General features: G+C 62.9%; 13 protein-coding genes and 1 tRNA gene. 12 read left to right on the top strand and 2 right to left on the bottom strand.

Going from position 1 to position 13171, the window contains the following annotated elements; all coding sequences use genetic code 11:
• Window positions 1-14 precede the first annotated feature (14 nt).
• From lptB to rapZ, 7 genes are all read left to right on the top strand, one after another.
• Complete coding sequence (lptB, locus tag PAN31108_RS19660) at window positions 15-785, top strand: LPS export ABC transporter ATP-binding protein (RefSeq protein WP_150670507.1); 771 nt, start codon at window positions 15-17, stop codon at window positions 783-785.
• A gap of 94 nt (window positions 786-879) precedes the next feature.
• Window positions 880-2367 carry an RNA polymerase factor sigma-54 gene (locus tag PAN31108_RS19655; RefSeq protein ID WP_150670506.1) on the top strand — a complete coding sequence of 496 codons (1488 nt, stop codon included), beginning with the start codon at window positions 880-882 and terminating at the stop codon, window positions 2365-2367.
• Between the two features lie 141 nt (window positions 2368-2508).
• Entirely contained in the window at window positions 2509-2862 is a 354-nt protein-coding gene (hpf, locus tag PAN31108_RS19650; RefSeq protein WP_150670458.1) for a ribosome hibernation-promoting factor, HPF/YfiA family, read from the top strand.
• Between the two features lie 236 nt (window positions 2863-3098).
• Window positions 3099-3554: a PTS IIA-like nitrogen regulatory protein PtsN gene (ptsN, locus tag PAN31108_RS19645; protein ID WP_150670457.1), complete on the top strand. Its 456-nt coding sequence runs from the start codon at window positions 3099-3101 to the stop codon at window positions 3552-3554.
• 91 nt (window positions 3555-3645) lie between these two features.
• A complete protein-coding gene (gene hprK / locus PAN31108_RS19640; protein ID WP_039395509.1) occupies window positions 3646-4611 on the top strand; it encodes an HPr(Ser) kinase/phosphatase in 966 nt (321 codons plus the stop codon).
• 206 nt (window positions 4612-4817) lie between these two features.
• Complete coding sequence (locus PAN31108_RS19635; protein WP_150670456.1) at window positions 4818-5147, top strand: PsiF family protein; 330 nt, start codon at window positions 4818-4820, stop codon at window positions 5145-5147.
• Between the two features lie 193 nt (window positions 5148-5340).
• Window positions 5341-6219 (top strand): RNase adapter RapZ, encoded by an 879-nt coding sequence (rapZ, locus tag PAN31108_RS19630; protein WP_150670455.1) that lies wholly within the window; start codon window positions 5341-5343, stop codon window positions 6217-6219.
• A 65-nt stretch (window positions 6220-6284) separates the two neighbouring features.
• On the opposite strand, the gene mutY is transcribed toward rapZ, so the two are convergent.
• Window positions 6285-7439, bottom strand: a complete 1155-nt coding sequence (gene mutY, locus PAN31108_RS19625; protein WP_150670454.1) for an A/G-specific adenine glycosylase — start codon at window positions 7437-7439, stop codon at window positions 6285-6287.
• 42 nt (window positions 7440-7481) lie between these two features.
• Window positions 7482-8312, bottom strand: a complete 831-nt coding sequence (mutM, locus tag PAN31108_RS19620; RefSeq protein ID WP_150670453.1) for a bifunctional DNA-formamidopyrimidine glycosylase/DNA-(apurinic or apyrimidinic site) lyase — start codon at window positions 8310-8312, stop codon at window positions 7482-7484.
• A 79-nt stretch (window positions 8313-8391) separates the two neighbouring features.
• Here mutM and PAN31108_RS19615 point away from each other — a divergent pair, with 79 nt between their 5' ends.
• The 5 genes from PAN31108_RS19615 (at window position 8392) to PAN31108_RS19595 (ending at window position 13095) form a co-directional block, all read left to right on the top strand.
• Window positions 8392-10320, top strand: coding sequence for a tetratricopeptide repeat protein (locus PAN31108_RS19615; protein ID WP_150670452.1), 1929 nt, complete (start codon window positions 8392-8394; stop codon window positions 10318-10320).
• A 5-nt stretch (window positions 10321-10325) separates the two neighbouring features.
• The gene (locus PAN31108_RS19610; RefSeq protein ID WP_150670451.1) at window positions 10326-11048 is read left to right on the top strand and encodes an outer membrane lipoprotein LolB; all 723 of its coding nucleotides are present in this window, start codon (window positions 10326-10328) and stop codon (window positions 11046-11048) included.
• 49 nt (window positions 11049-11097) lie between these two features.
• On the top strand, window positions 11098-11967 hold the full coding sequence (gene ispE, locus PAN31108_RS19605; RefSeq protein WP_150670450.1) for a 4-(cytidine 5'-diphospho)-2-C-methyl-D-erythritol kinase: 870 nt from the start codon (window positions 11098-11100) through the stop codon (window positions 11965-11967).
• A gap of 54 nt (window positions 11968-12021) precedes the next feature.
• A tRNA-Gln gene (locus tag PAN31108_RS19600) sits at window positions 12022-12098 on the top strand.
• A 49-nt stretch (window positions 12099-12147) separates the two neighbouring features.
• Entirely contained in the window at window positions 12148-13095 is a 948-nt protein-coding gene (locus PAN31108_RS19595) for a ribose-phosphate pyrophosphokinase (RefSeq protein ID WP_039395490.1), read from the top strand.
• Window positions 13096-13171: the final 76 nt, after the last annotated feature.

The raw sequence follows: 13171 nt of genomic DNA, 5'->3' as shown, positions 1-13171 counted from the left end.
GCAACGCCTCGGCCATCAATCAGGGCGCGGGCCTCTCGGGCAAGCCGAGCGCGCTCGTCGTGCGCTCGCTCAAGAAGCAGTACGGCGCACGCACCGTCGTCAAGGACGTTTCGCTCGATGTGAAGAGCGGCGAGGTCGTGGGGCTGCTTGGCCCGAACGGCGCCGGCAAGACAACATCTTTCTACATGATCGTGGGCCTGGTGCCCGCCGACGACGGCGAAATCCAGCTCGACGGCCATCTCATCAGCGAACTGCCGATTCACGAGCGCGCCCGCATGGGCGTCTCGTATCTGCCGCAGGAAGCATCGGTGTTCCGCAAGCTCACGGTCGAGGACAACATTCGCGCCGTGCTCGAATTACAGGTCGATGCAAACGGCAAGCCGCTCAAGCGCGACGAGATCGAACGCCGCATCGAGTCGCTGCTCGACGAGCTTCAGGTGAGCCATCTGCGCGAGAACCCGGCCATGTCGCTCTCGGGCGGCGAGCGTCGTCGTGTGGAAATCGCCCGCGCGCTCGCTACGCAACCGCGCTTCATTTTGCTCGACGAACCGTTCGCGGGCGTCGATCCGATCGCGGTGCTCGAAATTCAGCGGATCGTGCGCTTCCTGAAGGACCGAGGTATCGGTGTCCTGATTACCGACCATAACGTGCGCGAGACGCTCGGCATCTGCGATCACGCCTACATCATCAGCGAAGGCTCGGTGCTCGCCGCCGGTACGCCCGACCAGATCGTTGCCGACGAAAGCGTCCGTCGCGTGTATCTGGGCGAAAATTTCCGGATGTAAAGCAAATTTTTCGCATGTAAACCCTGCCTCCGATAGGAGGCAAGGCCGGTTCCGTTGGCGTGACAAAGCCTCTACAATGAAGGCGAGACACGCTATGAAACCGACTCTTCAACTCCGCACCTCGCAGCACCTGACCCTCACGCCGCAGTTGCAGCAATCGATCCGGTTGTTGCAACTGTCGACGCTCGAACTTCAGCAGGAAGTCGAGCACGCCCTGACTCAGAACCCGATGCTCGAACGCGAGGACGATTGGCTCGCCGGCTCGGTGCGGGTGGGCACCGACGGGTCGCTGCGCAACGAGCGGAGTTCGTCGTCCAGCAGTTCGAACGACAGCCCCGAGCCCGCCAACGGGCACGACGAGGCCCGGGAACTGGACGGCGAGGCCCGTTTCGACGACAACGCACAGGACAACGGCGGCGACTGGAGCCTGAACGACTTCGCCCGCTCCGGCAGCGCCTCCGACGACGACGACAATGCGCGCCCGCAACTGCACGTCGACCATCCCAACCTTCGCGAACACCTGCTGGCCCAGTTGCGCCTGACCAAGGCCGGGCCACGCGACCGTGCGCTGGTCGAATTCCTGATCGAATCGCTCGACGAAGACGGCTATCTCGGCTCCCTGCTCGACGAGATTCAGGCGGAAATGCCGGAGGAACTGGCGCTCGAGACCGAAGAGATCAATGCTGCGCTGGCGCTGCTGCAAAGCTTCGATCCGGCGGGCGTGGGCGCCCGCAGCCCTGCCGAATGCCTGCGTTTGCAGCTCCAGCGTCTGCCTGCCAGCAGCGTGCGTACGCTTTCGCTGCGTATCGTGACCGATCACCTGGAACTGCTCGCCGCGCGCGATTACACCCGCCTGCGCCGCCTGCTGGGGGTGACGGAGGACAGCCTGCGCGCCGCCCATCAGCTGATTCGCTCACTCGACCCGTTTCCGGGCGCAGCCTATGGCTCGCCGCAGGCCGATTACGTCGTGCCGGACGTGCTGGTACGCAAACAGGGCAGCGGCTGGGTGGCCGAGCTCAACCCGGAAGTTATGCCGCGTCTGCGTATCAACGAGATGTACGCGCGCATTCTGCGAAATAACCGGAACGATCCGGGCACCGGCAACCTCCAACAGCAATTGCAAGAGGCTCGCTGGCTCATCAAGAACATTCAGCAGCGCTTCGACACGATCCTGCGCGTGGCGCAGGCCATTGTCGAGCGTCAAAAGAACTTCTTCACGCATGGCGAAATCGGCATGCGACCCTTGGTTTTACGCGAGATTGCTGATACGCTGGGTTTACATGAATCCACGATTTCACGGGTGACAACGAGTAAGTACATGCTCACTCCATTTGGAACATTCGAGCTGAAGTACTTCTTTGGGTCACACGTGGCAACGGAAGCCGGAGGCGCTGCGTCATCGACCGCCATCCGCGCACTCATCAAGCAACTCATAGGAGCAGAAGACCCGCAGAGCCCCCTTTCCGACAGCCGAATCGCGGAACTGCTGGCAGAGCAAGGTTTTGTGGTGGCGCGGCGCACCGTCGCGAAATACCGCGAGGCCATGCGAATCCCCGCAGTGAACTTGCGCAAATCTTTGTAGGACAGTCCTGGTGCGCCATGTTGGCCGCTGGGGCATAACGCCGCAGTGCGACATTGCGTCACGTCAATGGCTCGCGCTCATGCCAGCCAGCGTCAACGATGATGCGGCCTGCACTTCGGCATTTCAGCAAGGAGAGCAGCTATGAATCTTCAGATCAGTGGACATCATCTCGAAGTCACGGCATCACTGAAAGAATATGTCGTCAACAAGCTCGAACGCGTGTTGCGCCATTTCGATCAGGTCATAAGTGTCGAGGTGATCCTTTCTGTCGACAAGTCCAAGGAGAAATCGGGACGCCAGAACGCGAGCGTCACCGTGAATCTCAAGGGCAAGGAAATTTTCGTCGAGAAGTGTGACGAAAATATGTACGCCGCCATCGACAAGCTGATCGACATGCTCGACCGCAAGGTAATGCAGTACAAGGACAAGGTTCAGGATCACGGTCGCGAAGCCATCAAGCACCAGCAACCTCCCGAGGCGGAACCGCTACAGTGATTGCGTTCCGGCGTGGTCGTCGCACTGACTGACACTGACGAAAACCCGCAAGGAACCACCGAAGCGTATATCCGTCTCTCGTAAGTCTGGCATCACCCACCGCGGGGCCGTAGAACGGCCCCTTTTATATGGTTCGGCCCTGTTCGGTTTCTCGCCGCGAGCACGGCGGCGGGTGGTCTATAATGCGAGGTCAATCGGGGGTTGGAGGGCGACTAAGCGTTCGCCCGCATTACAAGATGAACCGTTTATTCAAACTCTTACCTGAGTCCAACATCCGGCTTGGACTATCCGTCACCAGCAAGAAGCGCGTCTTCGAGCAAGTCGGCCTTCTCTTCGAGACAAACGCCCAGCTCCAACGCGCGACGGTCACCGACAACCTGTTCGCCCGCGAGCGTCTGGGTTCGACCGGTCTTGGCGAAGGGGTGGCGATCCCACATGGCCGCATCAAAGGGCTGAAGCACCCGATGGCGGCGTTTATTCGCCTCGAAAACCCCATTCCTTTCGAAGCGCCCGACGGCCAGCCGGTGTCCCTGCTGTTTTTCCTGCTGGTTCCCGAGCAGGCCACCCAGCAACATCTCGAGATCTTGTCCGAAATCGCGCAGTTGCTCTCTGACCGCACGATGCGTGAGACGCTGATCAACGCCCCGAGCGCCAACGAGATTCATACCGCACTCGCGAACTGGCAGCCCTGATCCGGGCGCTGCCCGGCCGCTAACCGCTGCGAACCACCGCGAACACAGACGACATCAATAGCTCTCACACCCAACCGAACGAGGCGACGCGGTGGAACTGACCGGCATCAACGCGCAAAGCATATTCGACGACAACGCTGCGACGCTGCGTCTGTCGTGGCTGACAGGCCATGAGGGGTGGGAGCGTGGCTTCACGCCCGAGAGCGTGGCGACGGCCACCTCCAGCGCCGACCTCGTGGGTCACCTGAACCTCATCCACCCGAACCGGATTCAGGTGCTCGGTGAGGCGGAACTGCGCTACTACCAGCGGCTGACGGACGAAAACCGCAAGCGCCACATGGGCGAAGTCATCGCGCTAGAGCCGCCGTTCCTCGTGGTGGCCGACGGCCTCGAAGCGCCGCCCGATCTGGTACTGCGCTGTACCCGCTCCTCCACACCGCTGTTCACCACGCCGTTGTCGACGGCGTCGGTCATCGATAGCCTGCGCCTGTACATTTCACGGGTTTTCGCCCCGCGTTGCACGATGCACGGCGTTTTCATCGACATTCTGGGCATGGGGGTGCTGCTCACGGGCGACTCCGGGCTCGGCAAGAGTGAACTCGGTCTCGAACTGATCAGTCGGGGACACGGCCTGGTGGCCGACGATGCCGTCGATTTCGTGCGTCTTGGCCCCGATTTCGTGGAAGGCCGCTGCCCGCCGTTGCTGCAAAACCTGCTGGAAGTACGCGGTCTCGGACTGCTCGACATCAAGACGATCTTCGGTGAGACGGCCGTGCGCCGGAAGATGAAGCTCAAGCTGATCGTGCAACTGGTGCGCCGTCCCGACGGCGAATTCCAGCGCCTGCCCCTCGAAGCGCAAACGGTGGATGTGCTGGGCCTGCCCATCAACAAGGTGATTCTGCAAGTGGCGGCCGGGCGCAACCTTGCCGTGCTGGTCGAAGCCGCCGTGCGCAACACGATTTTGCAGTTGCGCGGCATCGATACGCTCAAGGACTTCATGGAGCGCCAGCGTCAGGCCATGCAGGATCCGGACGGCATGCAAGGCAAGCTGCTCTGACCCCCTCGCGGCGGCGTGCCTCGGCAGCCGCCTCTGTGGCAGCTCCCAGGTTTCACGTCGAAACACCGCAAACCCTGCGGGTATACCGCAACGCTTGCGTCTTTCTGTCAACGCCGCGCGATTGCGGCGCGTTTTCTATCATGTTGTAATCGCTACGCGGTCCATCCCCCCGTGCCCGTGCGTGACGACCTTATGGAGAGACAATCATGAAGAAAGCACTCGCTGCATTGCTCCTGGTATCCCCGCTGCTCGCATCGCCCGTGTTCGCCCAGACGGCCGCCGCCCCGGCATCCGCCCCCAAGGCGAGCAATTCGCAACAAGACAAGATGAAGGCTTGCAACGCGCAAGCCTCGGGCAAGAAGGGCGACGACCGCAAGGCGTTCATGAAGCAATGTCTGTCGGCAGGCGGTGCCCCCGCAGCCAAGCAAACCCAGCAGGAAAAGATGAAGACCTGTAACACGCAGGCCGCCGGCAAGAAGGGCGACGATCGCAAGGCGTTCATGAAGCAATGCCTGTCGAGCGCACCGGCCGCCTGAGGTTTCGCGCTTTTGCAGTTGCCCGACGGCGCCCTCGATGGGCGCCGTTTTCGTTGTCATGAGGTTGAAGCCAGATTGCAATGGCGCGATGTCTCGCAAATGCAGGGAAAACGGATGGAACGTTCCCGTTTTTTCCCGCTCGACACCCGTACGACACAATCGCTTACCATGATGGTTGTATTCGGGAAATGTCATGAAGATCGTACTGATTACCGGCGTCTCCGGATCGGGCAAATCGCTCGCTCTGAACGTCCTCGAGGATGCGGGATACTACTGCGTCGACAATCTGCCGTCGCGCTTTTTGCCTGAACTCGCCATCTACCTCGGCACACAGAACTACACGCGCCTCGCGGTCGCCATCGACGCGCGCAGCGGCAGCTCGCTCGCCGAACTGCCGCCGATCATCGGCGGTCTGCGCCGCTTCGGTCACGATGTGCGCGTACTTTTCCTCAATGCCACCACGCAGACGCTGGTGCAGCGCTTCTCGGAGACGCGCCGCCGTCATCCGCTCTCGGTCACGGGAGACGACACGCTGACGGCGACCGGTTCGCTCGTCGAGGCGATCGAGAAAGAACGCGAGATGCTCAGCAGCGTGACCGAACTCGGTCACCAGATCGACACCAGCAACCTGCGCGCCAGTGCGCTACGCCGCTGGATTCGCGAATTCGTGCAGCACGACCAGACCGGCCTAACGCTGATGTTCGAATCGTTCGGGTTCAAGCACGGCGTGCCGCTCGACGCCGATCTCGTGTTCGACGTCCGCTCCCTGCCCAACCCCTATTACGACGTGCAATTGCGCCCGCTCACCGGTCGCGATCAACCGGTGATCGACTTCCTGTCCGCTATCCCGGAAGTCGACGAGATGATCAACGACATCGGCGCGTATTTGCAGAAATGGCTGCCGAGTTACATGCGCGACAACCGCAGCTATCTCACGGTCGCCATCGGTTGCACGGGGGGCCAGCACCGCTCGGTGTTCATCTCCGAGACGCTGGGCGAGCGCTTTCGCAACGAGGCGAGCGTGCTCGTGCGTCATCGCGAGCTAGCTCCCCCCTCCGAGTCGAAGTCCTAAGCGCTGAGCCACAGGCCTCGCCGGCGGGAACGGCGACGCCCGATGGATGACGGACGCCGCAGCACTCAGGTCGGCAAGGACAGTTGAGCGCCGCCCGACGCGTGTAGCGACAGTGCATCGGCGATCTTGCGGATCGGCGACGGCAAACCTGCCGCCGTCACGCCCGCGCCATCCAGCCACGCGCGATCCGCCTCGTCCGACGGCGTCGACGACACCGTCAACGTGACCAGCCACGGACGCAGGTGAAGTTTGAAATGCGTGAAAACGTGTGTGAGGCCATGCAACGGCATGAGCGACTGCACCGTCCCTAGCTTGGCGCCCAGCGTGGCGGCACGCCCCGTGAGACGCTCACGCAGCGAGGCGTCGTCGGCATCGCGGGCGTCCGTCGGCGGCGTGAGTTCCGGCAGACTCCACAAGCCGCCCCAGATCCCGCTGTCGGGGCGTCGCTCGAACAAGACCCGATCCCCCGCACGAATCACCAGTACGTCCACGTAACGCTCCGGTTGCGCTTTCTTCGGTTTGGCGGTCGGCAGCGTGCGCTCGCGTCCGGTCGCGTGGGCCACGCAATCGCTATCGAACGGACATTCCCCGCAGCGCGGCTTGCCGCGTCCACACAGCGTTGCGCCCAGGTCCATCATCCCCTGCGTGTAAGCCGGCAAGTCGGTCGTCGGCAGCAGCGATTCCGCCAACGCCCACATCTCGCGCTCGATCTTCGGTGTGCCCGGGAAACCTTCGATGCCGAACACGCGCGCGAGCACGCGTTTGACGTTGCCGTCGAGAATGGCGGCATGCGCGTCGTACGCAAAGGCCGCAATGGCGGCGGCCGTCGAGCGGCCGATGCCCGGCAATGTAGCGAGGGTCTGCGGGTCGGCGGGGAAGCGTCCGCCATGCTCGGCGACCACCACCTGGGCGCAACGATGCAGATTGCGCGCGCGGGAGTAGTAGCCAAGGCCGCTCCAGAGCGACATGACGTCGTCCTGCGGCGCATTCGCCAGCGCGGCGACGTCGGGGAAGCGCTCGAGAAATCGTCCGTAGTACGGAATCACGGTCGCGACCTGCGTCTGCTGAAGCATGATTTCGGACAGCCAGATGCGATACGCGTCGCGCGTGTTCTGCCAGGGCAGATCATGACGGCCATGCTCGGCCTGCCAGGCGATCAGACGCTCGGCGAAGGTGTCCGCAAGCGTGCCGGCAGAGGTGTCGTGAGAAGCGTCGTTCATAAGGGCTTTGGGGGGCTTTTGTGCTGCACGTAAGCGCAGGCGTTATTTCTGACAATGCGGGCAGAAGAACGTGGATCGCTGACCCTGAACGATCTGCCGGATCGCGGTGCCACATACGCGACACGGCTGACCGGCACGATCGTAGACGAAATACTCCTGCTGGAAATAACCGCTCTGACCGTCGCTGCCGACGAAATCGCGCAGCGTGCTGCCGCCCTTCTCGATGGCTGCCGCCAGCACGACCTTGACGGCCTGCGCGAGTTTTTCGGCCCGCGGACGAGACAGTTTGCCCGCCTGCATGCGCGGCGCAATGCCTGCGCGAAAGAGACTCTCCGACGCGTAGATGTTGCCCACGCCCACGACAATCGTGCCGGCAAGCAACGCCTGCTTGATCGACACAGTGCGCCCGCGTGTGCCCGCGTAAAGCAGCGCACCGTCGAAATCGTCCGTCAACGGTTCGACGCCGAGGCCGGCGAGCAGCGGATGCGCGAGTACGTCGCCCGCCGAGCGGGGATGAAAGAGCACGGCGCCGAAACGACGCGGATCGCGATAACGCAACGCACATCGCTCGAAGACGAGATCGATGTGATCGTGCACCCCCGCCGCGGGCAGCGACAGCGGCTCCGGCATCACGCGCAACGTGCCGGTCATGCCCAGGTGCACGAGCAGCCAGCCGGGCGCATATTCGAGCAGCAGATACTTGCCGCGACGGGTCACGCCGACAAGCGTTTCGCCACGTAAAAGGGAATCGAGCCCGTCGGGTACCGGCCAGCGCAACGCGCCGTTGCGAACGTCGATACGCGCAATACGAGTGCCCGCCACGTGCGGCGCGATACCGCGGCGGGTGACTTCGACTTCTGGGAGTTCAGGCATGCCTGCGAACGTTTGCTGAGGATTTAGACTCTATTGTATCGGGCGCGCTACAATCGCTCGAAACCTGCCGTGGATCCCTATGCCGAACACCCGATTCCAGTCCATTCCCGCCGCTGCCCAGACTGCGGTAACCGTGGCACCTGCGGTTTTGCGCCTGCGCGGCGCCCTGGCCCGCGGGGCGTGGGCCGGAGCCGCGGCGCTCGGCGTGACCTGCGCCAGCGCCATCATGGCATTCCTGCCATCTTCGAACGCCTTCGCGCAGACGGTGCAGAAAGCCCCCGCCGCGCCGGCAAGCGCGCCCGCCAAGGCAAGCGCACCGGGGGCGGCCAGCAGCGCGAGTGCAGACGTCGATAGCGAAGACGTCGCCCCGAATGCGAACGTCCCCCGCGAAAAGCTGCCGAACGTCGCCCTCACCAGCGAAATCGTCTTTGAAGTGCTGGCCGCCGAACTGAGCCTGCAACAGGGCAGCCTCGCCCCAGCCTTCAATACCTATATCGCCCTGGCCAACCGGACGAAGGACCCGCGCATGGCGCGTCGCGCCGTCGAGATCGCGCTCGGTGCGCGTCAGCTCGGCGATGCGCTCGTCGCCGCCAAGCTGTGGCATCAGCTCGACCCGACGTGGCGCCCGGCGTCGCAACTGCTCGCCAGCCTCGAAGTCGGCACCGGTCATCTGGCCGAAGCCGAGCCGCTGCTGGTCGATGAACTGAACAAGGTGCCGGAAGCGCGACGCGGTCAGGCCATCCTCGAATTGCAGCAGATGATCGCCCGCAGTCCGGAGCGCGCCACGGGCATCGACTCGCTCAAGCGCATGCTGGCGAACGACATGCAGCGCCCCGAGGCGCAATTGGCCATCGCCCGTTCGCAACTCGACGCAGGCGACACGGCCGGTGCGCGCGCGTCGCTCGAAAACGCACTCAGGCTCAAGCCCGATTACGAAGCGGCGGCCCTCCTTTACGGGCAGATGGGACCGGCCGAGCGCAGCGGCGCCATCGCGAGTCTGAAATCGTTCCTCGACCGGAACCCGGACGCCAAGGAGGCCCGCTTCGCCTACGCCAAGTTGCTGCTGGCGGACAATCAGCTCGACGCCGCGCAGAAGCAGTTCGAGACCCTCGAAAAGCGCTACCCGCACGAACTCTCGACGCTCATGGCGTTGGCGCTGCTCAACCTGCACGCCAATCACCCGGCGCAGGCGGAGCAGTACTTGCAGAAATACGCGACGGAAGCCGAGCAGCAGAACACCGACGGCGCACAGGCTTACGTCTACCTCGCGCAAATCGCGCAGGATCGCAAGGATTATCCGGCCGCCGACAAGTGGCTCTCGAAGATTCGCGAAGACAGCAACGCCTATCTGCCGGCGCAGATCGGCCGCGCGCAGTTGCTGGCCGATCAGGGCAAGGTCGAGGAAGGCCGCGCGCTGCTGCACGGTATCCAGTCGAGCGATCCGCGCGAGCAACTCGCGCTCAAGCGCGCCGAGTCGGACCTGCTCGTCAAGGCCAAGCGTTACGACGATGCCGAGAAGTTGCTCGCCGTCGAGGTCAAGAATTATCCGGACGACGCAGACCTGCTTTACCAGTACGGCATGGTCGCGGAACTGAACAAGCACTACGACGTGATGGAAAAAGCGATGCGTCGCGTGATGGCGACGCAACCCGAGAACGCCCAGGCCTACAACGCGCTGGGCTACTCGCTGACGGAGCGCAACACGCGTCTGCCGGAAGCGCTCAAGCTGCTGCAAAAGGCGTCGTCGCTTTCGCCGGAAGATCCGTACATCATGGATAGCCTCGGCTGGGTGAAGTATCGCCTCGGCGACAAGCAGCAGGCGCTGGAACTGCTGCGTCGCGCGTACGGTATTCAGGCACAGGCCGAGATCGGCGCGCATCTGGGCGAAGTGCTCTGGGAATCAGGCCAGCAGGACGAAGCGCGCAAGACCTGGCGCGAAGCCCTCAAGCTCGATGCTGACGACGATACGCTGCGCTCGACGATGAAGCGTTACAACGTCGCGCCCTAATGCCCATGACAGTGAAGTCCTTCGGGGTGGCGCGAGCGCCGCAGTCGCTCCAGTCACCGCAATTGCCGCAATTGCCTCGGTGGCATCAGTCGACCGAGGGCGCGCGGACGTCACAACCGTCGCGCAGCATCGGTCTGCGAACATTCGCGCGCACGGCCGCACTCGTGCTGGCGTGTTCGACCGCCGTGCTCGCCACCGGGTGCGCGAGCCTCGCGCCGCCGGCGCCTGCCGAGCCGACGGCGGGCGCGAGCGTCGAACACTACCGCGGCCGCTTCGCGGTGCGATACGAACAGAACGGCGAGCCGCGCAACACTTACGGCAATTTCGACTGGCAACAGAACGGCGACAATGCGACCGTTCAGTTACTCGACCCGCTTGGCCAGACGCAGGCGATCGTGCGCGAAAATCCGCGTAGCGCCTCGCTGGAACTGCCCGGCAAAGCGCCCCTGACCGGCCCTCGTCTCGAAGATGTGATGCGCGATGCACTGGGCTTCGCGCTGCCCGTAGGCGGTATGCGCTACTGGTTGCGCATGCAGAGCGCGCCGGGCTCGCAAGCGAGCATCGAACGCGATCCGCAGACGCAGCGCCCCACCCATCTGAAGCAAGACGGCTGGACGATCGTCTATCAGGCATATTTCGACGGCACGCCGCTGCGCGTCAAACGCGTCGACCTGTCGCGCGATCTCGACGGCTCGCCGCTGGCCGTGCGACTCGTGATCGACCCGTAAGCGGCGCCCTCCCCCCTTCCATTCAAGTCGTTTCCGTTTTCGCAACGCCATGTACGAAATCCTGCGTGACTGCCCGGCCCCGGCCAAACTGAATCTGTTCCTGCACATCGTGGGACGTCGGCCTAACGGCTATCACGAGTTGCAAACCGTCTTCCAGTTGATCGATTGGGCCGACACGCTGCATTTCGAGCGGCGCGACGACGCTCAGATCGTGCATACGAACCCGTTGCCGGGGGTCCCGCCGGAGACCGACCTGACAGTGCGTGCGGCGCGGTTGCTCCAGGCGCATTGCGGGGTGCGCTTCGGCGTGGATATCGGGATCGAGAAGCGTCTGCCGGCCGGCGGCGGGATCGGCGGCGGCAGCTCCGATGCGGCCACGACCCTGCTAGCGCTCAATCGCATGTGGCAACTCGATCTGCCGCGCGAGGAACTCCAGACGCTTGCCCTTGAACTCGGTGCCGACGTGCCGTTTTTCGTCTTCGGGCGCAACGCGTTTGCCGAGGGGCTGGGCGAGGCGTTGCAGGCGGTTGATCTGCCGCAGCGGCACTTTCTGGTGGTCAATCCGCGCACGCACGTGGCGACCAACAAAATATTTACCGATCCCCTGTTGACAAGGGATACGAAGATCGTCACAATGGCGTTCTTTCTTGAGCACGCCAACAAAAACGTGTTCGAAACGGATGAAATCTTCCGTAACGACATGCAGGCGGTTGTCACTCGAGAATACGCGGAAGTCGCTGCTGTGATTGACTGGTTCAGAACCTTCACCACTGCACGTATGACAGGTTCCGGTGCCAGCGTGTTTGCGGTATTCGACACGAAGGCAGAAGCGGAAGCGGCATACAAGCGATTGCCGGAGCGCTGGATCGGTCAAGTGACCACCGGCCTGGCCGAACATCCAATGTTCGCCTTCGCGTAAATGGGTTTTACTTTGTTGCGTTTCCTACGACGCAACGAAGGCATCGGTTAGTGTAGGGGAGTCGCCAAGTTGGTTAAGGCACCGGATTTTGATTCCGGCATACGAGGGTTCGAGTCCTTCCTCCCCTGCCAATTTCTCTGTCGTAAAGTCTCAGCATCCAAACGTCCCGCAGGTAGCCAGATGAGTAGTGATAACCTGATGGTATTCACCGGGAACGCCAATCCCGCCCTGGCCCAAGCGGTCGTCGATACACTCGGTATCCCGCTCGGCAAAGCCATGGCCAGCCGGTTCTCGGATGGTGAGATCCAAGTCGAAATTCAGGAAAACGTGCGCGGCAAGGACGTCTTCGTCCTCCAGTCGACGTGCGCGCCGACCAACGACAATCTGATGGAACTGATGATCATGGTCGACGCGCTCAAGCGCGCATCTGCCGGCCGGATCACCGCTGCCATCCCGTATTTCGGCTATGCCCGTCAGGATCGCCGCCCCCGTTCGGCGCGTGTGGCGATCTCGGCGAAGGTCGTGGCCAACATGCTGCAAATCGCAGGCGTCGAGCGCATTATCACGATGGACCTGCACGCCGACCAGATTCAGGGCTTCTTCGATATTCCGGTCGACAACATCTACGCCTCGCCGCTGCTGCTGCAAGACGTGCGCGCCCAGAATCACGAAAACCTGTTGGTGGTGTCGCCGGACGTCGGCGGTGTGGTTCGTGCCCGTGCCCTCGCCAAGCAACTGCATTGCGATCTGGCCATCATCGACAAGCGTCGTCCGAAGGCCAACGTTGCGGAAGTGATGAACATCATCGGTGAAGTCGAAGGCCGTACCTGCGTCATCATGGACGACATGGTCGACACCGCCGGTACGCTGTGCAAGGCGGCACAAGTGCTGAAGGAACGTGGTGCGAAGAAGGTGTACGCCTACTGTACGCACCCGGTTCTGTCGGGCGGTGCAGCCGCGCGCATCAACGCTTCGGAGCTGGATGAAGTGGTCGTGACCGACACGATTCCGCTGCGCGACGACTCGAAGGGCGGCAAGATTCGCCAACTGAGCTGCGCGAACCTGCTGGCCGAGACGTTCTCGCGCATCCGTCGTGGCGACTCGGTGATGTCGCTGTTCGCGGAATAAGCGTTCGGTAAAGTTTTGCGACGGCGCCTGTGTGGCGCCGTTGTTATGTCGGCGGGGAGCCTATCCCCGCCTTTGT

The sequence above is a fragment of the Pandoraea anhela genome (assembly GCF_902459655.1).
Lineage (GTDB): Bacteria > Pseudomonadota > Gammaproteobacteria > Burkholderiales > Burkholderiaceae > Pandoraea > Pandoraea anhela.
This window is presented reverse-complemented; position numbering and strand designations above follow the sequence as displayed.